The sequence below is a fragment of the Spirosoma profusum genome (assembly GCF_014699005.1).
Classification (GTDB): Bacteria; Bacteroidota; Bacteroidia; order Cytophagales; family Spirosomataceae; genus Spirosoma; species Spirosoma profusum.
This window is the reverse complement of record NZ_JACWZY010000026.1, coordinates 23,138-47,199: the sequence shown is the minus strand read 5'-3', so window position 1 is coordinate 47,199 and position 24,062 is coordinate 23,138. Positions and strand designations below refer to the sequence as shown.

28 protein-coding genes are annotated in these 24,062 nt (G+C 47.9%); 5 read left to right on the top strand and 23 right to left on the bottom strand.

The features are described 5' to 3' along the window. Positions 1-71: 71 nt before the first annotated feature. The 5 genes from IC229_RS25060 to IC229_RS25040 all read right to left on the bottom strand — a co-directional run bounded on the left by IC229_RS25060 (position 72) and on the right by IC229_RS25040 (position 2,790). Positions 72-392, bottom strand: coding sequence for a hypothetical protein (locus tag IC229_RS25060; protein ID WP_190890089.1), 321 nt, complete (start codon positions 390-392; stop codon positions 72-74). A 360-nt stretch (positions 393-752) separates the two neighbouring features. Beyond that, positions 753-1,124 (bottom strand): hypothetical protein, encoded by a 372-nt coding sequence (locus IC229_RS25055; protein ID WP_190890088.1) that lies wholly within the window; start codon positions 1,122-1,124, stop codon positions 753-755. Then, positions 1,051-1,737, bottom strand: coding sequence for a hypothetical protein (locus IC229_RS25050; RefSeq protein ID WP_190890086.1), 687 nt, complete (start codon positions 1,735-1,737; stop codon positions 1,051-1,053). The genes IC229_RS25055 and IC229_RS25050 overlap by 74 nt, the downstream gene beginning before the upstream one ends. Then, positions 1,655-1,936, bottom strand: a complete 282-nt coding sequence (locus IC229_RS25045) for a hypothetical protein (protein WP_190890084.1) — start codon at positions 1,934-1,936, stop codon at positions 1,655-1,657. The genes IC229_RS25050 and IC229_RS25045 overlap by 83 nt, the downstream gene beginning before the upstream one ends. Before the next feature lie 14 nt (positions 1,937-1,950). Continuing rightward, on the bottom strand, positions 1,951-2,790 hold the full coding sequence (locus IC229_RS25040) for a ceramidase domain-containing protein (protein WP_190890083.1): 840 nt from the start codon (positions 2,788-2,790) through the stop codon (positions 1,951-1,953). Positions 2,791-2,944: 154 nt separating this feature from the next. Here IC229_RS25040 and IC229_RS25035 point away from each other — a divergent pair, with 154 nt between their 5' ends. After that, complete coding sequence (locus tag IC229_RS25035; protein WP_190890076.1) at positions 2,945-4,075, top strand: serine hydrolase domain-containing protein; 1,131 nt, start codon at positions 2,945-2,947, stop codon at positions 4,073-4,075. A 161-nt stretch (positions 4,076-4,236) separates the two neighbouring features. On the opposite strand, the gene IC229_RS25030 is transcribed toward IC229_RS25035, so the two are convergent. The 12 genes from IC229_RS25030 to IC229_RS24975 form a co-directional block, all read right to left on the bottom strand. Next, positions 4,237-5,529, bottom strand: coding sequence for a M20 family metallo-hydrolase (locus tag IC229_RS25030; protein WP_190890075.1), 1,293 nt, complete (start codon positions 5,527-5,529; stop codon positions 4,237-4,239). Positions 5,530-5,636: 107 nt separating this feature from the next. Next, positions 5,637-6,815, bottom strand: a complete 1,179-nt coding sequence (locus IC229_RS25025; RefSeq protein WP_190890074.1) for a DmpA family aminopeptidase — start codon at positions 6,813-6,815, stop codon at positions 5,637-5,639. Further along, positions 6,812-7,831 carry a proline-specific peptidase family protein gene (locus IC229_RS25020; RefSeq protein WP_190890073.1) on the bottom strand — a complete coding sequence of 340 codons (1,020 nt, stop codon included), beginning with the start codon at positions 7,829-7,831 and terminating at the stop codon, positions 6,812-6,814. Before IC229_RS25020 ends, IC229_RS25025 begins: the two co-directional genes overlap by 4 nt. Positions 7,832-7,955: 124 nt before the next feature. Further along, on the bottom strand, positions 7,956-8,822 hold the full coding sequence (locus IC229_RS25015) for an alpha/beta fold hydrolase (protein WP_190890071.1): 867 nt from the start codon (positions 8,820-8,822) through the stop codon (positions 7,956-7,958). Between the two features lie 113 nt (positions 8,823-8,935). Next, a complete protein-coding gene (locus IC229_RS25010) occupies positions 8,936-9,103 on the bottom strand; it encodes a hypothetical protein (protein WP_190890069.1) in 168 nt (55 codons plus the stop codon). A 20-nt stretch (positions 9,104-9,123) separates the two neighbouring features. Further along, complete coding sequence (locus IC229_RS25005) at positions 9,124-9,324, bottom strand: hypothetical protein (protein WP_190890067.1); 201 nt, start codon at positions 9,322-9,324, stop codon at positions 9,124-9,126. A 16-nt stretch (positions 9,325-9,340) separates the two neighbouring features. Next, positions 9,341-9,754, bottom strand: coding sequence for a DUF4870 domain-containing protein (locus IC229_RS25000; protein WP_223834184.1), 414 nt, complete (start codon positions 9,752-9,754; stop codon positions 9,341-9,343). A 62-nt stretch (positions 9,755-9,816) separates the two neighbouring features. Then, the gene (locus IC229_RS24995) at positions 9,817-10,155 is read right to left on the bottom strand and encodes a hypothetical protein (RefSeq protein WP_190890065.1); all 339 of its coding nucleotides are present in this window, start codon (positions 10,153-10,155) and stop codon (positions 9,817-9,819) included. A gap of 149 nt (positions 10,156-10,304) precedes the next feature. Further along, the gene (locus tag IC229_RS24990; protein WP_190890063.1) at positions 10,305-11,018 is read right to left on the bottom strand and encodes a DUF4198 domain-containing protein; all 714 of its coding nucleotides are present in this window, start codon (positions 11,016-11,018) and stop codon (positions 10,305-10,307) included. A 118-nt stretch (positions 11,019-11,136) separates the two neighbouring features. Continuing rightward, complete coding sequence (locus tag IC229_RS24985; RefSeq protein WP_190890061.1) at positions 11,137-12,537, bottom strand: PepSY-associated TM helix domain-containing protein; 1,401 nt, start codon at positions 12,535-12,537, stop codon at positions 11,137-11,139. 145 nt (positions 12,538-12,682) lie between these two features. Beyond that, positions 12,683-13,945 carry a DUF4374 domain-containing protein gene (locus IC229_RS24980; RefSeq protein ID WP_190890059.1) on the bottom strand — a complete coding sequence of 421 codons (1,263 nt, stop codon included), beginning with the start codon at positions 13,943-13,945 and terminating at the stop codon, positions 12,683-12,685. Between the two features lie 23 nt (positions 13,946-13,968). Next, a complete protein-coding gene (locus IC229_RS24975) occupies positions 13,969-16,350 on the bottom strand; it encodes a TonB-dependent receptor (protein ID WP_190890057.1) in 2,382 nt (793 codons plus the stop codon). A gap of 265 nt (positions 16,351-16,615) precedes the next feature. Between IC229_RS24975 and IC229_RS24970 the strand changes: the two genes are divergently transcribed. Then, positions 16,616-17,518: a helix-turn-helix transcriptional regulator gene (locus IC229_RS24970; RefSeq protein ID WP_190890055.1), complete on the top strand. Its 903-nt coding sequence runs from the start codon at positions 16,616-16,618 to the stop codon at positions 17,516-17,518. 42 nt (positions 17,519-17,560) lie between these two features. Here the strand turns inward: IC229_RS24970 and IC229_RS24965 are convergent, their stop codons facing one another. Together IC229_RS24965 and IC229_RS24960 are read right to left on the bottom strand one after the other, a co-directional pair. Then, a complete protein-coding gene (locus IC229_RS24965; protein ID WP_190890053.1) occupies positions 17,561-18,649 on the bottom strand; it encodes a winged helix DNA-binding domain-containing protein in 1,089 nt (362 codons plus the stop codon). Between the two features lie 108 nt (positions 18,650-18,757). After that, complete coding sequence (locus tag IC229_RS24960) at positions 18,758-19,630, bottom strand: retropepsin-like aspartic protease (protein WP_190890051.1); 873 nt, start codon at positions 19,628-19,630, stop codon at positions 18,758-18,760. A gap of 76 nt (positions 19,631-19,706) precedes the next feature. Here IC229_RS24960 and IC229_RS24955 point away from each other — a divergent pair, with 76 nt between their 5' ends. The 3 genes from IC229_RS24955 (at position 19,707) to IC229_RS24945 (ending at position 21,076) form a co-directional block, all read left to right on the top strand. Further along, positions 19,707-19,865 (top strand): hypothetical protein, encoded by a 159-nt coding sequence (locus IC229_RS24955; protein WP_190890049.1) that lies wholly within the window; start codon positions 19,707-19,709, stop codon positions 19,863-19,865. A 70-nt stretch (positions 19,866-19,935) separates the two neighbouring features. After that, positions 19,936-20,118: a hypothetical protein gene (locus IC229_RS24950; RefSeq protein WP_190890048.1), complete on the top strand. Its 183-nt coding sequence runs from the start codon at positions 19,936-19,938 to the stop codon at positions 20,116-20,118. A gap of 451 nt (positions 20,119-20,569) precedes the next feature. Next, on the top strand, positions 20,570-21,076 hold the full coding sequence (locus IC229_RS24945; protein WP_190890046.1) for an integrase core domain-containing protein: 507 nt from the start codon (positions 20,570-20,572) through the stop codon (positions 21,074-21,076). A gap of 115 nt (positions 21,077-21,191) precedes the next feature. Here IC229_RS24945 and IC229_RS24940 read toward each other — a convergent pair whose 3' ends face one another. The 4 genes from IC229_RS24940 to IC229_RS24925 form a co-directional block, all read right to left on the bottom strand. Next, positions 21,192-21,617, bottom strand: coding sequence for a type II toxin-antitoxin system VapC family toxin (locus IC229_RS24940; protein WP_394355987.1), 426 nt, complete (start codon positions 21,615-21,617; stop codon positions 21,192-21,194). A 23-nt stretch (positions 21,618-21,640) separates the two neighbouring features. Continuing rightward, entirely contained in the window at positions 21,641-21,823 is a 183-nt protein-coding gene (locus tag IC229_RS24935) for a hypothetical protein (protein WP_190890042.1), read from the bottom strand. 214 nt (positions 21,824-22,037) lie between these two features. Continuing rightward, the gene (locus IC229_RS24930) at positions 22,038-22,418 is read right to left on the bottom strand and encodes a hypothetical protein (protein WP_190890040.1); all 381 of its coding nucleotides are present in this window, start codon (positions 22,416-22,418) and stop codon (positions 22,038-22,040) included. 205 nt (positions 22,419-22,623) lie between these two features. Beyond that, positions 22,624-24,045 (bottom strand): carboxylesterase family protein, encoded by a 1,422-nt coding sequence (locus tag IC229_RS24925; RefSeq protein ID WP_190890037.1) that lies wholly within the window; start codon positions 24,043-24,045, stop codon positions 22,624-22,626. Between the last annotated feature and the right edge of the window lie 17 nt (positions 24,046-24,062).

The window sequence follows — 24,062 nt, the reverse complement described above, 5'->3', positions numbered from 1 at the left end:
TTGTGAGATAGGAGTCCTTGATAAAGTAAATGGCACTATTTAATATACTGACCATCAATGGTGTAAATCTGCTAAACGGTCGACGTATCATCCACCGCCATCGAATAGCCTCGATTAGGGCTGGTGCCGCCCATTTGGTTGGCCCATACGAAATTCTGAGCCTTGACCACTGGAGTTAGCCCCAAACCCAGTGGCATCCGGATTCCTCTCATCAGCCAGATACTATACTGGCTTGGCCGCCTGGCAGAATAATCGTCTGAAAAAGTGGTGAGCAAGAGCCACAAGCTTCCCCAGAGACGACGGGCCGGAACTGACATTAGAAAAGAGTCGGAAAAATGGGTCATAAGTACGTTGGGTTTATGGGTAAAGAGTTGGTAAAGATCAATAGGCATAAAGCCGGGTAATGTTCCAGATCAGACGATTGGCTGGGATGGCGAGCCCCTAACAGAGCTGATCCTACCAGGGAAACTCCATACAGAACGTATTGAAAATAGCGCAGATAGAAGCGGAAAACAGTAAGTCGGTATGGTTCGGTCATAGCAGCTACGTAGGCGAATTTGCTGCAACAAGTTGAGGGTTTCTTTACCAAAAGGCTTCTGCTATTGTGTCAGAAACTTTGTGTATTGTGTCGGAGCATGTGTTTAGGGCAAATTTGTACATTAAGACCGAGTTGATGACGCGTTGTTTGCTACGTAGTGTTTCCAGCGACGTAGTGGTGCCTCAATCCAGCGTGCACGCTGGGTTGGGGGTGGTTAAAACCCTAACCTCAACGCAGCACCGGATAGATACGTTACCTTCCCAGTAGTGCTGTTACGTAGCGTTGTGATCTGGGCTGGGTAGTTGGTTGGTAAAGTCACTACGTGGTTGAGCTGGACGATGTCGGTACTAATGGGTACTACGTTACAGGACCACACGGTGGTGTCATGCCAGTTTCCGGCTTTCAGGGAGGTAACGAGTCCCTGGCACGTAGTACCCCACTCGAAGGCACCCATATCGATACGTCCCTGAGCAAAGCGGAGGTTGCCCCCAGGTCTATAATACTGACGGTGGCTATGTTGATAGTCGGATCGCCGGTGTTGATGGCGGGTGAGGTGGGGCCAGTTGGGTACTAGTGGGGGAGGCAAAGGGAGACGTAGTGGTGAGGTTACCTGGTCCGCTGGTGTAGCCCGTTACCGACGTATCAAACAGACTATAGCTGGCCGTCAGCGTAGCGGTATTGTTGACGAACGTATTGGCCCCGCCGTTGTTTAACACCACACAGTTGGTCAGCACCGGACTGGTGTTGCCCGTTCCTACATTATACATCGCCCCGCCACTGGTGGTTGCCGAGTTGTTTTGGAAGGAACAGTTGGTCAACACCGGACTGATCTTGCCCGAGGAACTACCATCGTTGTAAATCGCCCCGCCCCGATTGGTGGCCGTGTTGCTTTGAAAGGAACAGTTGGTTAGCCGGGGACTGCTGGTGCCAGCGTAAGCGCTATTGTTGTACATCCCTCCACCCGAATTAGTGGCCGTATTATTTTGGAAGACACAATTGGTCAGTATTGGACTGCTGTTGCCGTTCAAGCTGCCAGAATTACCGATGGCACCCCCATAAGAAGCCTGATTAGCGACAAACACACACTGGCGAATCAGCGGACTACATACAGCAGCGCTATTGCCGCCCCCATTGTTGAACATACCGCCCCCGAAGAAACTGTCGCCCCCCCCCGTTTGCGTTGCCCTGGGTGATGACAAAGCCGTCGAGGATGGCGGTGGTGGTCAGTCCAGTGGGGTTGCTGATGACATGATATGAATTGTCGGTGTTGTTGCCGACGGTGCCGATGTCTCCACTGAGTGTAACGCTGGATGGGGTCGTGGCGTTGATAGGAGAGCGCTGACTCAGGTTGGTTTCGGTACCCGCAAACCCACCGTAGATGGCCGCCCCGTTTTTCATGGAAAAGCTGATGGTTAGGGTGGTGACAAAGTTGAGCTGGAAGGCGTAAACCGGAAAAAAGCGTAACTCAAAAAACTGCTCAATCCCGCCAGCAGGTGCCAGACCGAATGGCCTTGGTAAAGAGAATGTGGGTCACAGCCGATTTTTTGCACATCGAGCGCTCGAATTTTCAGTGCGACTACAATCAGTACAATGCTGGAAATCGCAAGCCAAATAGACCGCTCTCGTCGAAACTGGAAATAATTGATGGTTATCAATACCCAGGTTGTCAGAATTAAAGTTGGTAAGAGAATACTGCTTGGAATCAGCAGGTGGATTTCATAAAACGAGAGAATGAGTAAAATGACAATGCCGATAAAAACTCGCTTTGCGGATTCCGATAAATTGATCCGATGGAAAACATGATAAAGGGCAATGATGAGTAACGTAACACTGACACCATACGTACCATTCATATCGACGCGTTGCCCGATCCACGTCAGCGATGCATGGAAAAAAGCGCTGCCAACGCTCAGATAAATCAGACAAACGCCCATAAGCAACGATAGCAGCGGGAATTGCTGAATTCGATTCTGGAATACTGTCGGTTGATTTTTATGATCATTTAGAGCAAGCTGGCAAATGAAAATGCCAAAGAAGAAATACACCAGATTGGAGTACGTATTGACCGACTGATGAAAAAAGTTGCCGACGTCATTAAACTCGCAATACTCACCCGTCAGAGCAGATTTACTGACGGTCATGCCCTCCCAGATGTGGCCGGTTAACGTAGTATTCAGCAAAAAAAAGACTGCAATCATAGCCAGCGTATACGTAGCAGAGCGGAATGTCAGCTGTCTAAATTGGTTTTTCATAAAGCATTCGCGGATGTGTACGACTCAATCTCCAATAACCAAAACGTGTAAATTACTACAAAAGTAAATTCTGGAATAACCGAATTAGAAGAAGATATTTTCGATAAAAAGCTGATATATAGAGCGATAAAACTTGGCAAAACTTGCGCAATAAATGAATTTTGGGGAAATAGTGTCCTCGTTAAATTTGCTCAGTTGGTTACTTATTAAGAAAACAGCATCCATGGGAATCAATCTGATCTCTAAAATAACTACAGGAGCATATGGTTACCTAGTACTCTTGTTAGTGCTATTTATTACGAGCTGCAACACGAATCCGGGGAAAACCAGGCAGGACAAAATTGCTTATCTGGCCGAAAAAGCCTTTAACGAACACGAATTTATCGGTAATGTCGTGGTGGTGGATAAGGGGCGGGTTCTTTATCGAAAGAGTTTCGGCAAAGCTAATGCGGAGGCTGGCAAACCGAACACCGACAGTACCCAATTTTTAATTGCTTCACTGTCTAAGCCTTTTACGGCTATTCTCATCCTGCAATTGGTCGAACGAGGCAAACTAAAGCTGACGGACGAACTTGGAACGTATTTCAAGACGGTACGTCATTCCAAAGTGGCAAAGGTTACCATCCACCAATTATTAACGCATACGTCAGGAATGAAAGAGTTCATTACGGAAAAGCGTGCGTTTGTCGAAGCAGATCTGACCCAAAATGGCTTCGATTTCGAACCGGGAGCAGCGTTTGCGTACTTAAATTCCGGCTACGTTCTGTTAACGAAAATTGCGGAAATAGCATCCGGAAAACCCTACCATACGTTAATCAACGAGTTAATTTTCAGTCCACTTCACATGACTTCATCGGGTGTAGCCCGGAATTTAGACAGCATACCGAATCTAGCGATTGGCTACAAAACGACTGCCCAGGAACAACCTGATACGATTAACTATTCTCTTGAAGTTGTTGATGGAGCTGGGTCATTATTTACGACAACTTCTGATCTGGTCAAATTTAATCAAGGACTCTATTCCGAAAAATTCTTAACAAAGCGGATGCGTGACCTCATGGTTTATCAGCATGTGAAAGAAAAATTTGGGTACGGCTGGTATTTACGCGAACGGGGTGGCGTATGGGATGTTTCCTATCACAAAGGTGATTTGCCGGGTTACACCAGCTTTTTAAGTAGAAAAACAGGCTCCAATCAAATGATTGTGTTAGTAGCGAACGTTGGTAATCTTGATTTAGCTGATTTAGAAAATGACATTGCTAAAGTTCTCAAAACAAAGGATTAAATAACGTGGATACTGAATTGATGGATATATTAACTAGTTCGTTTACAGTTCATTGCTGACGCCTGTCGAAGTCCCAAGCGTCAGCAATACGTTGATATAATTAGTAATCATGTTAAATAGAATCACTTACATATTCTTATCGATCCAGCTTATTACGTGATTTACTCCCGGTCGAGGGCAAACAGCGTTTGCAGTAATACGTTAGCCCCGTTACCAATATCGACGCCCTTCGAAAACTCTTTAGGCGAGTGACTGATACCGCCCACACTTGGTATGAAAATCATGCCTACCGGGGCAATCTGGGCCATTTCCTGCGAATCATGACCAGCTCCGCTTTGCATGTACCGATACGTAAAACCAAGTGATTTGGCCGCAGCAATAATTTTATCCTGAATCGGTTTGGCCGTGAGCGCAGGCGTTACGCCAATAGACGACTGCGCGAACGTAATGGTCGTTTCAGACGCTTTAGCGATTTCCTTGGCTTTGGCTTCGAATTCACCAAATAGCTTCCAGATTTTATCGTGCGATAAATCCCGGATTTCCACCCCCAAAACCACCTTACCCGGAATGACATTATACGCACCCGGTTCAGCCGCAATTTTGCCGATAGTACCCACCTGCCGACCGTCATGACTCGTAACTACCTCGTTCAGTGCGACAATCAGTTTTGCGGCTGCCAGCAGTGCGTCGCGACGGGCGTTCATGGGTGTGGTGCCGGCATGATTGGCCGAGCCTTCAATCGTTGCATCCCAGTGTTGAATGCCAACAATTCCTTCTACGACACCGATCTGTAGATTCTCTTTCATCAGGATGCCGCCCTGTTCAATGTGCAGTTCGATAAAAGATGCTACGTCGCCTTTTTTGCGGGCTACTTTGCTTAGGCTATCCGGATTTCCACCAATAGCCCGAATACCATCGGCGATGGTCAGTCCGCTTTGCGTCATGGATTTCAACGCGGCTGGCGTGATTTTACCAATCAGAGCGCCACTGCCAACGGTTCCACCTTCTTCATTCGCAAAAATGATCAGCTCCAGTGGGTGCTCAGTTACTACGTTGTTTTCGTTAAGCGTTTCAATGAGTTCCAGCCCACTAATCGAACCGACGGGGCCGTCGTAATTACCGCCATTGGGTACGGAATCGATGTGAGAGCCAAAGGCGATGGGTTTTAGCGCCGGGTTTTTGCCTTTACGTCGGCCAATGATGTTGCCGGCGTAGTCAATCGTTACGTCGAGTTTGGCGTTTTTCATCAGCCCGATAAAGTAAGCCCGCCCTTCCTGATCGGCTTTGCTATACGCTACCCGACCGATGCCGCCATTGGGCAATTCGCCAAACTTGGACAACTCCAGCAGTCGGGTCTGAATACGTTGCTGATTGATTTTTAATTTGGCTGTTTGTGGTTGGGCCATCACCAGCGAGGAGAGCAGGGCCGGGCAAGTTAGTAGTGGGTATTTCATGAAGTGTCAGGTTGTAGTGAAAATGTAGTTTTATAAGAGAACGCTGATTTTTAGTAAGCAGAACGTAGTAAACAGCCGCATGAACCAGAAGTACACTACGTTATTATTTACTTAATCCGCTTATACTTTCTCAGCAGCTCAATTACCGATTTGTGCGGCAGTGCATAGGCTTTATTTCCATTGATGCCTTCCGTCGTTTCGGCAGCTACCATCGCGTTAATAACCGCTTCTTCAACGGCCTGAACGGTGGCTTCGAATAGTGGATTTATCCGGTCGTTGGGTAGTTCGTTCAACGTAGTGAAGCGATCCCGTTTAAACGCACCCGGATTGGCGGTCGAGAAAGCCAGAAAGATATCGCCGGAGCCATTTTCGCCCCGTCCGCCAACAATACCGATTCCCAACGGCACCCGTGCGGCAATTCGTTTTAACTGGTGGGGCAGCAAAGGAGCGTCGGTCGCGACAACAACAATGATCGACCCATCGCCGGGTTGATAGGAGGGTGGCGCTTTCAGCTCGTAATTCAGCGTGTCTTTCAATTCCAGTCCTACCGGAACTCCGGCAATACTTAGATTCCGTTTCGCGCCAAAATTCGACTGAACCAGCACGCCAACTGTGTACGACGAATCGGCAATCTTGACCAGCCGCGAGGCCGTTCCCGTACCACCTTTAAATCCCAGGCACATCATCCCCGTTCCTCCACCAACGTTGCCTTCGTGAATAGCTCCGCTTTTAGCGCCATCGAGCGCTTCGAACGCATGACTTTCCTTGACATGAAAGCCGTAAATATCATTCAGAAAACCGTCGTACGTTTCAGCCACAACGGGATACGTGTACCAGAAATCTTCTTTGTACCAGCCGGTTTTAACGTACCATTTCAGAACAGCATCGCGTACCGTGCCCACACTGTTGGTATTGGTAATCATAACCGGGCCTTCCAGAAACCCGGATTCCGTTATCCACGTAGTGCCGGTCATTTCGCCATTTCCGTTTAAGGTGTACCAATTGGCATAGACCGGATTATTGGTTCGGCCACGAGGTAAAATGGCCGTAACACCGGTACGTACCGGACCTTGCCCCCGAACGTTTTTCCCCTGCCCAGAAATGATGGTGCTGTAGCCAACTTCTACGCCTTTTACGTCGGTGATGGCGTTGAGTCTTCCGGGCGTACCGGTAAACGGAATACCAATGTCTCTGGCTCTTGGCTTCTGACCGAAAACCACCAATGGATTGAAATGTAGTGAAATGAGGCCTATAAAACAGACTGTTACGTTAAGCAAGCTTTTCATAAACGTTCGCCATCAACATCGTGAATAAACTGAATTACGCCATTCATAAATACCTGCTGATCATCCCACATGGATAAATGACTGCCGTTGGGGCAATAGAGGTAGCGCCCTTTTTTTACCATTTTGCTTTGTTCTTCCATAGCCTTAGGGTCCATCGTGTCGTGTTTCGCTCCGATCATTAAGGTGGGTACGGTAATCTCGTGCAACCGATTTTTGATGTCCCATTCAGCCAGCCGCCCGCCGATACCGAACTCACTCGGGCCCTGCATCAATGTGTATACTTCATTGTTTGCGTGTTTAATGGAACGATTAAGGGCGTCCGGCCATTCAGTCAGGCGGCAGATATGTTCGTGGTAAAAATTAGGAATGAGCAATTCCATGTAGCGTGGATTCGCAAAATCCTTTTTCGCTTCGATAGCCCGAACCTCGGCCAGCACTTCAGGTTTCAGTTGTTTGGCTAGTACGTCTTCCGCGTATTTCCCATATTCAGGTGCACTGGCTACCATGTTGGCAATCAGCATGCCCTTCATATTTTTCTGGTATTTCAGCGCGTATTCCATCGCCAGAATACCACCCCACGAATTGCCCAGTACGTAAAAATTGGTACTATCGGCCCCAAGCGCCTGACGTACCTGTTCAACCTCTTCTACAAACCGTTCGGTTGTCCAGAGGCTATTGTCTTTGGGCTGGTCGCTATAGTAGGAACCTAACTGATCATATTCATAAAATTCAAAACCTTCGCGCCCAAAAAACGTCTCGAAACATTCCATGTACTCGTGCGTCATGGCCGGGCCGCCGTGCAGCAGCAACACTTTGATTTTTGGGTTATTTCCAAACCGTTTTGTCCAGACTTTGAACTCACCCACCGGCGTTCTAATAGGGATGAGTTTTACACCTCCTGATTCTGGTGAGCCGGTGTAGGTAAAATAATCTTTGACCGAAACGGATGTTGATGAGTCTTTTTGCTGACAGGAGATAAGTAGAAAAATGAACGAGAGAAGGAAAATTAAGCGCATGGTGGTGTTTAGTAAAGTGTTGAATAGATAGGTGTTACGTTCAATTTTTTTTTATGCTGAGGTACGTAGCATGACAAAATAGCTCAGCATAACAAATGCTCGTTTTTAGGCAAGATCGAAGGCTTTAATTCATCTTCGCCATACCCTTTATTTTTCGGTACGGTGCTTTGAAGAAATCGCTCACTATCTGATTGAATAAATCCTTGTAAAAAATAAGCGTCGAATGCCCGGAGTTGGGTAAAATCCACAAATACGCTTGCGGAATAGCTTCGGCAATGGTCAGCGTATGTTTTGGCGGTATTACGTCATGATCACCGCCAATCACCAGCGTTGGGCAACGTACCATTTTCAAATCTTGCGTTGAAATATGCGGATGACGTAGCATCAGACTCACTAATTTCTTCTGCGCTTTTACGTCGGGTGTTTGTGCTACGTTAGCCAGACTGTCATTGGAAACTACCATCGACCGAAAAAGATCAGCATCAATAGCGGACGTATCGGGCCATAAGTTAGCTCCTGTAATGGCCAGTTTTTTTACCTTTTCGGGATGTCGGATGGCCAATAATAAGCCGTCGATACCGCCATCGCTCCAACCGATAACGTAGCACGAATCCACCTTAAGCTGATTCAGTAATACGTTAAAATCATCGGCCATCATTTCGTACGTAAGCGAATCGCTGGTGTCGATTGATTTTCCCTGCGCCCGGCTATCGACCGCGATTACCTGATAGTTTTTGGCGAAATACGGAATCTGATTTTTGAAATTTTCAATAGAGCCGCCATTGCCGTGAATCAACAGCAACGGTTTTCCCGAACCATACACCTCGTAATACATCTTGAAACCCCGGACGTTGGCGTACTTTCCTACGCTGGCATTATTGCCATACGACGTAGCGCTACCCAATGTGACTGGTACTGTCGATTGAGCAAAGACGGGAAGAATTAATACGTAGGTTGCCAGATTCAGTACTACGTTCAGGAATAGATTCATGGATGAGTCTTACTATTTTCTGAAAGATAGCAGAGTCATTAAAATAAATGGGTAATGGACCAACGAATCGCAGATGCGTATCTCGGCTACCGCCTGCGGATATTGGCGTAGGGTCATGTGGTAAAAAGACCGGGCGTAATGATACATATACGTATCGTTGAAGAAAGTTCGCCCTCCTGAATCGCCTTTCTGGCCAGATCATAACGCCCCGCCAGAACATCGACTGCTACATCGGCATCCGGCGCGACACCAGCCGTGTCCTGCTTCGGTTCGGTACGCATCCCTGCGCGGGGTCACTACGTTAATTGACCTGCTGCAAGCTCAGCGTTTGTTGTTTGATACGCAAACGGCTTGTACACGGATCGTCAAAACTTCCTCCGGTTGCTCTACGTAACTGGGCAGATAAACTCGTATTAGATGTATAGTGATAAGCGATAAACGATGAGTGATGAGTTGGCTGACGCATTCGATAATTAAGCGCGTTAGCCAACTCATCACTCATCGTTTATCGCTTATCACTATTTTATAAACCGTATCGTCAGTGGGTAGCGGTAGTATTCGCCGTTGTTGGCTTTAATACCCGCAATGACGGTGAATATCAGCCAGACAAGTCCCACAATACAGATCAGGACGAAGCCGATTATAACAAACATCAGGACGATGGATACGGCAGTGGCCAGAGCCATGGTAATCTGAAAATTTACGGACTCTTTCCCGTGGTAATCTACATAGGCCGATTTGTCTTTATTGATTTGCCAGATGATCACCGGCCCCAAAACGGTGCCAATCAAGAAAAACGAACCCGGCAGTGCAATTAAATGAGACAGCATAGCCCACATCCGTTCGTCGGATTCGCTCAATGCTACTGGCGCTGGCGCATAAGGAGGGGGAGTTGGTGGGGGAGGAGTAGGCGGTGGCGGTTGATTCTCCATAACTTATCCTGAGTTTGGTTAGGGGAGTAAGTTATGAAAAAACAGACGAGAATTCCACTATTTCAATTCAGGTGGTTGTAGACTCTGGATAAGGTAGTTACAGGCAACGCAGCCTTTCCGATTAATTCCCGTAATTCAAGGAGATCGGCGCGGGTGAGCGCGCCAAACAACGTAACGTTTAGCGCCGACTGCTGGTTTGCTACGTATGGCGACTGCACTAATTTTGTCGGTAATCGTTTCCAATCGAACGCCAAGACTGAATTGTGAAACCGATGAAATTCGTCGGCTGTCAGATAGCGGAATAAATGCCCGGATCGGAAGCTGTACCAGAGTTCGAAGTTGACGTAAAGAATAATTTCCCCTGTGATGTATGCGCTAACTGAAACGGATTTTCGGTCCATCTTTTTGTTGCCATGACTCATCAATAGTCAAGAATTATTGTTTGTCATCCTGACGCAGGAAGGATAAGGTTTCCTTACCAGAGTGCTGAGAGGCCTTAAGATCCTTCCTGCGTCAGGATGACAAACATAATGCACTGAACGTAGTGAAATTATTTTCCTACGTTCAGTACATACGTAGCACAGCGCCAGACGGCCTGATACGGCTTACCGTTTTGTTCGCCGGTGGTTTTTTCGGTCTTCGACGCTTCGATTTTGTAGACGCCCGGCCATAGCGGTGTAAATTCGGCTACACCTTCGGCGTTGGTCTGGATTGCCCGATTCCAGCCGCTGGGCGATGAGATCTCAATCCGCAATTTTTCTGAAGGTTTTTCTTTGAAGAAACCGGCTAGCGAAATGGCTTTTCCCACTTTATATTCTTTCCCAAACTGCGTCTCTGCTACGTTCAATTCGTTCGGATGCACCGTCGACGTAGCATTTGTTTTGCCGACAGTTACGATTGCGGTAGCGTTGAACTGATACTTGGTAGTACCACCTAAATCCTTGGCTCCGTGTCCAATTGCGAGCGTATAGACACCTTCCTGCTGAGGGGTAAATTCAGCCGCAAAGTAGTCCTGTGCGGGCGTTACGTTCAGTTTGGTTTTCTGCTGGTCGGGGCCGATGAGCCAAAGTTCAAACTCCTTGACATCCGAATACCAGTCGCCGACTTTTTCGGGTGCTTCGTCGGGTTCTGAATAGATAATCTTTACGGTTTGTTTCTGGCCTTTTTGCCCCGTTGAATTGGTTTCAATCCATAAAGCGTGACCGAATGTGTTGACAACGGAAAGTATGGATAGAAGCGCAACGAAAAAGTTGAATCGTTTCATAATAGAGATGGTTTTGTACGGCCCCGACAGGCTCTGGCTGTCGGTTGTAGCTACATAATTAGTCGCTGTCGCGACTCCGACAGCCAGAGCCTGTCGGGGCCTTTTACTGCTACGTTGGTTAACCAACCTGATTACCAAAGGGAGACGGACCACTTTGCCTGTTTTTCAGGAAAGGAGGTCTCGCTGGTGTTACGTCATTGATTCGCGAAAACTGCACGACGGGCTCCTGCGGTTTTGGTAACGTAGCAGGTCGAGTGACGCCGGGTTTGAACGCTGGTTTTGGCGTATCGTTTCGGGTGGCCGTTGGTGGTTGAGCTTTCGCCTTTTTGTCTTTTTTCTTCCCTTTTTTCGAACGTTTCCCCCACCAGACAATAAAGCCGGTAATGGGCAGGCTAGCCCCGATCAGGCTGACAAAAAAGGCTAGAACCTTACCCGGTAAACCCAGAATAGTACCAACGTGAATATCGTAATTCATCCGACGCAGCTTGTCCCCAAAATCAGACTCCGAAAAGGGCTTATCGAAAGCAGCCCGCCTGGGAAGTTCTTTTAGAGTAAACTGATCGAAGTTGTAGGATTGAAGGTCATAGAACTTGCCCAGCGACGGATAGACTGTTACGTAGATCGGTGATTTACGTTCTGCCGTATCCGGGAAAGTCAAGTAAAACCCTTTCGAATCGGGGTGGTTGTGGGCTACTTTTTGCCACGCTATGTCGGCAGCCTGCGCAGGTGTATAGGGGCGACTGTTCTGTAACGTATCGGAGAGCGATGGTCTATAATCAGCCAGCACTTTGCCGCCTGAGGTGGTCCAGTATAAGCCTTTGCTGAACCATTCAATTCCGTACACCATGCCTGTCATGCCAAGAGCTGCCAGTAAAAAAAGCGAGTAGAAGCCCAATACGTTGTGTAAATCATAATTGACACGTTTGGCCGAGCCGTTCCATTTAATGGCAAAGCTTCGGTGGCGTGTACTTTTCGTCCATTTTTTCGGCCACCATAGTACCATGCCGGTGATGAGCGTAAAGACAAAAATCAACGTACTGTAATTGACGATCGGGCGACCGATTTTAGGGGGCATCCACAGAAAACGGTGTCCGTTCAGAATCCAACGGAAAAAGTTTACTTCCCCTTTCTTACGGGCCTTGTTGCTGATGATTTCGCCCGTATAGGGGTTAACTTTAAGCGTACCACCTTCTTTACCACGTCCACCAATAGTTACCTCAACAGCTGTTCCTTGGTGGTACAACGCGTAAGAAGCCTTTTTGCCCGGGTATTCCCGTTCGGCGATCGCCATAAGCTGCGACGGACGAAGAATCTCTTTGTTCTGGCGTGCTACGTTCGCTTCGGGTTCGATGAACATGCTGGTAATTTCTTCCTGAAACACCCAGATGCAGCCCGTCAGGCAGACAATCACCATAATGATGCCCGTAACAAGGCCAAGCCAGAGGTGCAGCCAGGCCGAAATCCGGTAGAAAAGTGACCGGGAGGATTCTTTATTTTTGGAAACGGTCTTTGTGCCCATTGTAGAGAAGTTGATAATGAAACTGTTTACACTTCTGAAACCAAGTTAAAAATGAGGAGTTTGTCATGCTGAGGCACGAAGCATCTTGAAGAAAGTCTAAATAGGTTCAATTATTTTCAGCCTTAATTAATTGGTTGACAAGGGCTTACTGCGTTGCTTTGTACGTCAGGCGGTTGATGCCCTGGATGCTCCCACCATCGATTTTAAGACCACGCGTAGCTTTGGCCGTCGTAGCATCGACTTGGTAGATGTAGCTGGTACCGTCGGTCAACGTAACGCCCAGGTAGCCGTTTTTGCCATCCAGCGGAGTGTAATTACTACGGGCTGCTACGGTATTGATTTCTGTAGCCGCTGGCCAGCCATCAACCCATTTAAAGGTCTGGTTGTAGACGTTGACAATGGCCAGGCGTTTCCCGACCGCATAAGCTCCTTTTTCCGATGCGCTGGTCATCGTCAGAATCACATTGCCATTCCCAACGTAAAGCTGCGTGGTCAGGTTGTAGCCGCCCGATGCTTTCTCTACGTCGAAATAATAGCTCTTGTCGAACTCGGTCGTACCGGCTTTGATCCGGGTGATAGCCGATGGTTTGGTCGAAGTGGCTTTACCGCTGTTGGTCGCTACAGCCGACGAGAAGGCGTAAATGTCTTTCTGCTCATCAACGGCCAGTCCATCGATGAAATAGCGACCGATAAAGCTGGTTCGGTTGTCTTTAATTACTTTCTCTACCTGTAGGCCAGGATACGACAATACCGCCACCCAGGCGCTATCCGGATAGCTGGTTCCAAACACGTCCGGCGATACGCCTTTAATGCTCATGTATGGCGCAAATACTTTATCGCCAACCTGCGTGGCCCACGTAAAGTGCGCCCGTTCGCCGTTACCCGCCAGTTTCACAATGTTGACCTGAGCTTCGCCAACTACCTTCGACTGATCGGCGTTGATGCGGTAGAACGATGCGCTTTCGTTACCGCTACGTGGCACTTTAACGGTCAGGATGTCGTCCTGCACGGTTGTAAATACCTGTACCGTTTCTGCTTGGAAATCAGATACTTTTTCAAGTTTTCCGGCAGCGTTCAACGTATAGGTCGTTACAGCGCCGGGGTTACCCTGCCCATAGAGCAGACTGAAGAAACGGTTTTTGTGCGTGATGTAGTACCGATACGTACCGTCCTGCTCGATACCCGATCCTTTGGTCGATACAGTTCCTTTGGACAACGTATCGGCTGTCAGCAGGTAATCAGCTACGCCCGTTGACCCAATCGGGAGGGCGGCAATGACAAAGCGCTCTTTGGAGCCGTCGCCAGTCTGGCCGTCGGTGCCGGGCGTGAGGGTTTCTTCTTTTGTACAGGCAACGACCGACAGGCCAACGGCCAGTGCTGTCAGGATGTATGTGTTTTTGTTAAACATGATTGTAGGAGAATTGAAAAGGATTATTTACCAACGAAGTATCTGAGTTTGAGGTAGAAGCCCCGGCTGGGCTTTTGCAGACTGAAGTTGTCGTACAGCCGGGCATCCAGCAGGTTTTTACATTCGAGGCCAATGTTGTATTTGCCGTTCGCCAGGGCGTATACTACGTTGGCATCATGCGCAAGTTGTTGGGGGATGTCCAGTTTGCTCTGGCCCAGACTTGGCCAATAGAGGTAATAGGCATGTACGTAGAGCAGGTTATAGCCGAACGTCAGCGTATTACCTGCCCCGCCTACGTTCCGCAGAAACACCGACGCATCGGCATTCCCAAACAGAAACGGCATGTTCGGAATCCGGTCGCGGTAGAGCGGGCTCTGGGCAGTTATTCCGTCTTCAAACCGGGTGTTGTTCCGCAGATTCTGGTACGTCAGGTTTACACCCGTCGTGAGCATCCGTTTGAACGAATAGCGGATTTCGCCGTCGAAACCGAGGTTCGTTACGTCGGCCAGGTTGTCCATAACCTGCTTGGTCTGATTGTTGTTGAGCCGGGGGCGAATAAACCCACGCGCGTCGCGATAGAGCGCGTTGGCTGCAAAGGTGAACCGATGCTGTTTGGTCAGATTGGTGAGGTAACTGAATCCGACGTTATAGTTAAAGCTAGTTTCGGGTTTAAGGTTGATGTTACCTTCCAGATTGAGCAGATCGCCGTAGAGCTCGTCGGTTTCGGGAAGCCGGTAACTCTTTTCGTACGAGGCTTTTAGCTGGAGATTCTTCTGCAGGAAATACGACGTAGCAATGCCATAGCCCAGTTGCGAGAAACTGTTTTTCTGCGTCATGTACGCTACGTCGCCAAAATTGCCGCTCGGATTATACGTGATGCCGTATTTGTTATGCTGCGAGAAATGCTTGACAAACAGCGACGTATTCCAGCGGTCGTCGTAATCGTATTTGTAGCCAACGCCCAGTATGTTTTTGGTATTGACGCGGGGTTGCTCGTAGTTCTGGTTGGCCGGATTCAACTCGTCGAAACCTTGCCGATTGAACGTATTGAACACATTGTTGACGCTAATCGACTGTTTTCCCGAAATCTGGTAGCTGGCGTTCGCTGTTATAAGCCCGTTGTTGTTGCGGAATTTATACAGTGACCGTTCGCGTTCGCTGCCTTTTCCGGGGTATTCCTTAAACTGCTGGAACCAGTTGTAGCGTCGGTAAACAGTATCGACATTCTGCTCCTGACCCAGGTTGAAATTGCCTGTCAGCCGCACGTTCAGCCCTTTCACGAACAGGTTTTCTTTCTGATACCGGAAACTGGGCATTACGATATTTCCCCGCCGATACCACTGGCCAAACACGCTCACCATGCGGGCACCGGTCTGGATTTCAGCACGGTTCTGGCCCAGCGTTATACCAAACAGCAGTTTGTCAGCGTATTTTTTGCCAACCACCCCCACATTAGCGACCAACGTTTCGTTCCGGTACGTATCGTGAAACCGCCGAACGCGCTGATTCCGGAAATATTCGCCCGTATTGATATCCGCTACGTCGACCGTTACCCAATAGTTGTTATCCGAATAATTCTGAAACGCGTTCAGTTGAACGGTAAAACCCGATTTGGTAGTGATACCTGCGTTCACGGCACTACGGTGGGTGTTGAACGAACCGTAAGAGTAGGACGCATCGAGGTAATTACGCTGCTTGTTGCCCGTTACGATGTTGACTGCGCCACCCAGTGCATCGGAACCTAACCAGATGGGAACCACGCCTTTATAGACATCGACGCGCTCGGCCAGGTTGATGGGAATATTATTCAACTGGAACGACGAACCGAAATTGTCCATTGGCACTCCGTCGATGAAAAACTTCACCTGACGACCCGTGAATCCGTTCAGCGAGAAGTTGAAGTTGGAGCCAACTCCGCCCGATTCCCGCACCCGAACGCCCGACACGCGGTCGAGGGCGTGTGATAGATCGAGAGTGGAGTTATGGAGTTTGCTGGCATCAACCGCCGTTACGTTAAATGCCTGCCGGGCTACTTCCTTCGCGTCACTACGTCCGATAACCGACACTTCTGTCAGTTGAATATCGTCCTGTTCGAGAGCAAGGCTGAATCGGGTATTCTGACGAACCCGGACCGTTTTTACCTGCTCTTTAAAACCTACTGACCGCACCTGAACCTGATGTTCACCAGTTGGGATTTCGGTTAACGTAAAGCGCCCTTTCTCATCAGTTATGGTCGATTTTTTGAGTGATTCAATGACCACGCTTGCACCCGGAATGGTTTCGCCCGATGATGCCTGAATGGTGCCAGATATGGAAAACTTGTTTCCAGGCTGAGCAAATGAGAAGACATAAAAGGCTAGAAAAACCCCAAAAAATAGAAGTACACGTTGTTGCACAATGGGCATTTTAGATTACTTTTGAAGCTTATTTAGACTAAGTATAAACAATTACAAAGGTAGAGCGGTAGAAGTATTGGATATGCAGAAATGAGTATGCTATATGCATTTTGTCCAGTTTTAATCTGTATTTAACCTTAAGTTTGGTTTATAAATTTCTAAGTAACAGGGGGTTATGGAAAAAGATTTACGCAACAATAAAGAGCAAAATAATGTTTTAAATAGTTCTTTATCAGCAGGATATAGGGCTGCAGATGACTCTATACCTAATACTTTGGAAGAAAAAACTGAATGTACTATTCTGGGTGATCAACTAGGAAAAGTTCAATATTTGCAACTGGATGAAGTCAAGCTTCAATTCCAGAAATTAGCTACAAACAATTGTTATCCAGTCGATATTTGGATCGATACGCCCACAATTCACATGAATTTTGTGCTGAGTGGGAAACGCCGTTATTTGCCCGCGCCGGGCTACGGGCCGTCTAACCAACTTGCAGAAGGACACCACAGCTTAGGATATTACACGGCGCTAAGAGGAAAACTACAGTATGCCGAAAGGATGCCTTGTTTCACCATAGATATCGCATTCTCTGAAAGCTATTTACGGACGCTTTTTCAGGATGACCTTAGCCAGCTAAAAGATTTTGGCAAGGCCATTGAAAAACGCCAATCAGCATTGCTAGGAAATCGGACTTTCCCGCTGACACAACCTCAAAAAGACGTATTGATGGCCATGTATGACTGCCAACTAACCGGCCAGTTGCAGAAACTTTTCATTGAAGGTAAATTATTGGAATTACTGACGTTGCAAATCGGGCAGTTTCAGGATGAGCAACCTGTTCGGCAGGATTTGCTGAAACGAGAGGACCTAGAGAAGTTTCATACCATTCGCGACGAACTGGCTCAGAATCTGGATAATCCGCCGTCACTGAAAGAATTGACCATTCTGGTCGGCATGAACCGAACCAAACTAATGAGCGGCTTCAAGGAGGTATTTGGCACCACGATTTTCAGCTACGTTGCCGATCTGCGGATGGAGCGCGCCAAGGAGTTAATGCTGAGTGATACGTATATGAAAGTGGCCGAAGTGGCGCGGCTGGTCGGTTTTAAAAGCCCGAACAATTTCTCGATTGCTTTTAAAAAGAAGTTTGGTTTCTCACCCAATACATTTCGTTGAGATGCTTCCTTCGTCAGCATGACAAAAATGCTCATTTTGGACTCATTCTTTATGCTCTAAATCGTTTCTGCTACTCGACCTACACGTAACAGGCCTTCCCGTAAACCGTTGCAGATGCTGGATGGACGTAGTGAGGGCGTTACGTTGAGAATCAGTCAGGGATTCGAAAAAATTGGGTGTTACTTCTATCGTTTTACTGCTAACGTTACGTTTCCAGGCACCAATAATTTGTCCATCTGCCATAATCAGATTGTCGAAACTAATCGTGGTTTGGGGCAACCCATTCCGAAAAATCATCGATGCACTTCGGTCTTTGTAGCCCATGATAAACTCGTCGTAAACTGGCAATAAATGTATACGATCCAGGTCTGGTTTTGCCGGCTGTGCTACGTCCGTGAAATAATAATCGCCGAATTTCTTCAGGAACGTATCAAGAAACTGTACCCCTTTTCGACAATCGGTCAGCGTGAGACCCGACCACGTAGCGAAATCCGCTAACGTAGCGGGGCCACGACTGGTAAAATAGCGCCGGGCTAGTTCAGCTAAAGCTTCTTCTTTAGTGAATGTTGGTGTTGGTGCTACACGCTCATCAAGAAGTGCATACGTGAACTGGTTGCCCTGCCGAGCGCCACTGCAAATCAAACCTTCCAGTTCGGCATTCATCATGACATAGCTTAGTCGAAAACCCGAAATGTCAATTCCGTTACGTTTAAATGCCTGATTCAACGTATCGCGGGTGAGGTGTTTGCCGCCCTCAAGCTCACGAATCATCAAATCGTTGCAGCGATTGAAAAGCGACGTATCGAGTTCGAGTTTTCGATACATGAAGCCACTTGCTACGTGAACGCGGGGAGCCGTTAGCTGAAGCATCCACCGGATGTCGGGGGCAGCTACTACGTGCCAGGTCGGACGTAACATATGTGTACGTAGCAGGGTTCCATCGGTGAAATCCTGTTCGATTTCTGCGTCGGTCAAGTGCGGCAATCGCAGGCCAAGTCCCCATTTCGACTGCGCGTACTCCTGACCCTGAACGGCTCCTAACCAGCTTACCAATTCGCTGGCCGTTTTAAAATCAGTACCAGCAAACTGCTGACTGACAAATCGATGCTTTGCAATATCTGCTACGTTCATAATTAAAAGGCTCCGACAGGCTCTGGCTGTCGGTTGTAGCTACATACATGGTTAGTCGCTAACGCGACTCCGACAGCCGGAGCCTGTCGGGGCCTGTAATTTCAAAGGTTAGTCTATCCGAATCAATTTCTTTCGTTGATCAAAGCGAACAACATGGTCTTTTAAGAAGGCGGTCCCGATACTGATCTGATGAACCTTGTCAGAATAATAAATTTTCTGGTTGATTAGTCGTAATCCGCCCAGCACAATTTCATCCTGAATGATGGCTTCCTGCAAAACAAAATTCGTGTTTCCCTGCGTAATTACCTGCTGATTAGCCGTATCGGTGTAGTGAACGCCCACCAGCGAAGATTTGGGAAAAAGCAACGCCTGATTCGAGCTCACATCCAGATTGAAGGGCATTACTTTTGAGCCAACTGTACCCGTAATAACGAATGATTTCGAGTATGTAAGAACGCCTTTTGCCTGACGGGATAAAGTGTCCTTCGTGACCAGCCATTGGTGATTAGGACCGTCGATAGTGATTAGATACCCATCAAAGAAATTCTGACCAATCAGGCCATCCGTTAGCTGCGGTTTTACAACAGGATTATACTCATCAACAGCCAGTTGAAGCGCTGAATGGCTACTGTTGCCAGCGCTAAGCTGATTCACACCTACCAAAAATTCCCGCTTTACCTGATTGCCAGTAGTGTTTTGCTGGAAGCCTACAATATTCAAACCCAACTCTTTAGCCAGACGACGATCAATACGGGCCATTCCAGTAACTCCAGAATTCAGCAGGAAATTATAAGGTCCCCGTCCATTGACCTTCACTGGAATATACATCAGATTATCCCGAACGGTAAGAAATGTAGGTTGTCGAATGGCTTGGCCATTAGCCGTACAACCGATCAGTAGAAGGAATGCAAAACGAAGCAGAATAAACACAGGGGCAGAGTTGGGGCAAAAATAGCGTCGGGTGCCTTTATAACGCTTCAAAAGCAAAAGTTTATACTAAACCCGAATCTTTGAAGCGTATGCTACTGATTTCTGTGTACAGTAAATCGGTAAGCTTATGTATATTAGCGTATTACAACGAAATAAGAAAACTAGAAAATCGCTTCATTTCAAGCGAAGGGTCGTTGAAGTCTTTCGGGCCGAGATCGCCGAAGCCCCCGACATTGAACGATACCTGCACATTTCCCTGACCGAATTACGTCAGTTGAACCGATGACGGTCCGCCGCTGCGGTATTTCAAGCACCGATTAGCCCCTTATTTATATCCCTATCGCTGTTATAAATCCATGAAAAAGCACAACCAAGATGCCTACGTCAAAGCACTGGAACGACGACTGGCCGCGACTGAAGAGGAAAATAAATTGCTTAAACTCAAAGCTGAAGCCTTTGAAACGGCCATTCAAATTGCCGAAAAACAGTTTCAAATCCCGATCCTAAAAAAGTCTGGCACCAAACAATCGACCAACTGACTCGTCGCTATCCCCTGGTGGGCATGGAGCAGTTATGTGGGTTGTTTACGGTCCGCCGCTGCGGGGTTGACACGACAAGCCTAGTATGCGGCTACCCGGCGTCAGGAAAAACTGGGCTTTCAGTCGGCTATTGTCTTGGCTGAAGTTAGACGATTACGTAGGCAGATTGCGGGCTTGGGAACGACTAAACTATATGAATTGATGCAGGCCTTTCTGGCTTCTCATCAAATTAAGCTAGGACGCGACAGACTGCATAATCTATTGAAAGACAATAGTTTGATATTGAAAAAGAAACGATCAAGAATCAAAAAAAACGACTCTGATCATGATTTGGAGAAATATCCTAACTAAGTTAAAGAACTCAAACCCGATCGAATTGGTCAGCTCTGGGTAAGTGACTTGAGTTACATTCGGGTGGGGATTGGCTTTGCTTATTTATCGGTGATTATGGATGCGTACTCGCGTAAAATCGTGGGTTGCCGGGCCGCCGGAGCGGTCCTTCCATAAAACGCTAGAAGCCAAAGGGCCAGTAGCGGCCTTAGAAATGGCCTTAAAAACGCGTGTTCCATCGGATCGAACGCTGATCCACCATTCGGATCGGGGTGTTCAGTATTGTTCGGGCGCCTATGTGGATCGACTGCGCCAAGCGACGATCACCATTAGTATGACCGAGTCGGGCGACCCGAACGAGAATGCGTTAGCGGAGCGGGTTTTTCGGACCTTAAAAGAAGATTTCAATCTTTGGGGATTCCCTACTTTTGGCATGGCCGAAACGGCCGTTGAGCAGGCCATTTCGGCTTACAATTCGGTACGACCGCATGCATCTTTAGGCTATAAAACGCCTGATCTAGCTCATCACGAGAAGGGCTATCAACCACTAAAATGGTATCCGTATAAAAAAGTGCGGTTTGGAAATGTGCAATATCAGACTGATAATCAGTTTTGTTCTTCTTTGTAAACCTATTTCAGTAGCATACGGTTTCATTAAACGCCCGTTTAAATCGACAATTTCGAGTTTAGATTTTGACCCAAGCAGAAAAGGGGCACCAAATCAAGTGGTAGCAGTAGGTTACTTAAGTACGCCTAGTGCTTTGGACTAGCTCCTGATAATTAGCAGGCTTATATAAACTAAGCCCCTTCACCCGCTCGAAATGCTTTGGATTAAGCGTAAAAACCGGCACGTCAAAAACCAGGGCTGTACCAATCGTATAGGCATCCCCTACTCCGGTATCAGGCCATCGACGGGCCACTTCTAATGCTTGCTCACTAACACCATCACTATTTAAAACGATGTAATCGTCCAACCGCTTTCGATGCCGATCATACTCGGCCCGACTAATAGGCAGGGCTAGGCCCCGTTGGATGAGTAACCAGTGTTGGAGCTCAATAAAAACAGCGGTGGTGATGACTTCTTGAAAGTGCTCAATGGCAGTTTGGTAGGCTTCCAAGAAGGGTGACTTGGCTAGGAAAACACGGCTCAGCAGGCCCGTATCACACAACAAGGCAGGCTTAGTAACCGTAATCAAGGAATGGGCGTGGGATCAAGGTGTTTGTGTTTACCCAACTCACTGGCAATAGCCAATCCAGGGTCTTCGGCTGACAGATGGCCAGATGGGATGAGACCCTCGATCACTTGACCCGATGCGTTTAGGAGCTTTACCTTGAGGGGCCTCCTAGCTTTTGATTTCGTGTTTGTCGTTGCCATAGCTTGATCGATGTTCACAAATTTAACAAAAGTTGAGGCTAATACATCTCAATTGTTGACGAATCAAACCAGTTGGTGAGGGCTGAGCCACATGAATGTCAGTCGTTTTTAGGGATATAGCCACCTCGTCAATAGTTGCGGCCAAATCCGTTCACATTAATGCTCAACCTCGAAACCCACTTCATCTCAAATAGGAGGGATTTAAGCAAGACTGCTAATTTCTTAGTTGCATGCTAGTAACTTCAAACGGCAACGGGGAAATGTTCATCGTTTCTAACAGATCCGAGGTGAGAAAATAGCCACTTACAATGACCTTTAAGCTATCCTTCTGAAAAGCTGTTCCTAAATTACAGCTTCCCCAAGGTGTTCGATCTGCCTCATCAACGCCAGTGCTGTAAGAAGGAACTATCTGGAAACTAAATTCGCCATTTTTTTGACTTCTTTGCACAACGAGTGCAGGCCTATCCTGGATAAAATTCTGACGTCTAAGTGTGACATAAGGTGACTGGCAAGGAGATGTTTGCACACTTGCGTCTTCTTTTTGGCAGCTCATGAAGGCTACTAGAAAAAAGGGTAGTATAGGTTTGAAACTCATGACTTTTTCGTTTCAACTAGGACCCAGAAAATCCATAATCCGTTGGAATTGCCTAGTCACTAAAATCGACCCATTCAGGAAATAGGCCTAGAAAGCCTTCCTTTGTCTCATTTTGCGGAGCCTTTTAAGCGACATCACTCTACACCCATTAGCTTCAGGTTCATCAGAAGTAAGAGAAGCAGGAACCCTATTTTTTCATAACACGCTACTCCGGTTGGATCACTCGTCTTTGAGCAAACAACCAATCCAGTAGGCCGGGCGTAGCGTCTAAGCTTGGGTTTAGATAGTGCCCCACTCCCGCAAACTCGGTGTAACGTGGATGGCCACCCGCTTGTTGAATGGCCTTGATGACAGTTCGGCATCCTTCTACCGGCACATTCCGATCTGTTTCGCCGTGAAAGGCCCAGATGGCGATGTCTACCATGTTGTTGGCCAAGCTAGGGTCACCGGCTCCACTGAAGGGGAGGGCAGCAGCAAACACCCCCGGGCGAGTCCCGATGAAAGACCAGGTGCCATAGCCTCCCAGCGAATGACCGGCCACATAAAGCCGATTGGAGTCAATGCTAAACTCCCTTTCCAGGGTGTTCAGTAAGTCAAAAACGATCGTATCCCGTGGCACCAGGTGCGGTATTCCACCCCAACTGGTGCCACGGGAACACTGAGGAGCCAGGATAAAGGCGGGGTATTTTTTCCGATTTCTCGGCTCGGTCAGTCGCTGAATTTCCCAACTGGCTAATTGGCGGATGTTGTCTGTTCCGTAACCTGCTCCGCCGTGCAGGCTGACCAACAGCGGATAGCGCTGGGTAGAATCATAGCTTTCTGGCCTGAGCAGGCGATACGAGAGCTTGTCACCACGCCGATTGGTAAACGTACGAGCTTCGAAAATCCGGGCCTGTTTGATGGCTTCCGGCTGGGGATAGCTGGCCCTGATTCCTTCACCCAACAGGCTTACGCCCAGAAACAGGAAAGCGGCTATGCCCATAAGTCGAGCCGCGTCTATCAAGATTGTTTGCCAGGAAGACAGGTTGGAATCCCAGGGTTGTGACGGGGCAGCCGGAGGTTGCCATAAATAGCCGACGAAAAATAGGGGATGTAAACTGGCCATAAACGAAAGCCCCAGTTGCCACTTCTCCAGCGTTGGCGTAGGGCGACCACTATAGACCTGCATCGAGACGATTAGTAGGACCAAGGCACAACTTGCCACCAGGAAGCTGGACACCCCAGCGGCTTTTAGCCAGCCGTTTTTTCCTGCGGAAGAAAGCACCAGGCTGCTCGCTGCTACGAGGCTGGCACCCAGATCTAGTACTAACACATAGGGATAATAGCCTTGAAGAGCCCTAGTAAGCGGTAACAGAATACAATAGAGCAGCATCACCCGCAGCAAGGCGGTAAAAAAAGCGAACAAACCCGTAAGAAAAGCTGCCCGGAATTGCTGGATATAGTAAAATCGAAGTAGAACTGCTGTACCTAACAAAGCGGTCAGATTAGCCGCCAAAAAGTAATTGGCGAATGAGGATTGTGTCACCAAATCCGCGCCAACGATCCAATAGAGTAAGCTTTGGAAGAGGCCCATGGCTAGGGCAAGGCCCAGAAAGAAAAGGGCATTCTGGCTGAGAGTTTTTGTCATTATAAGCGTATGGCTAT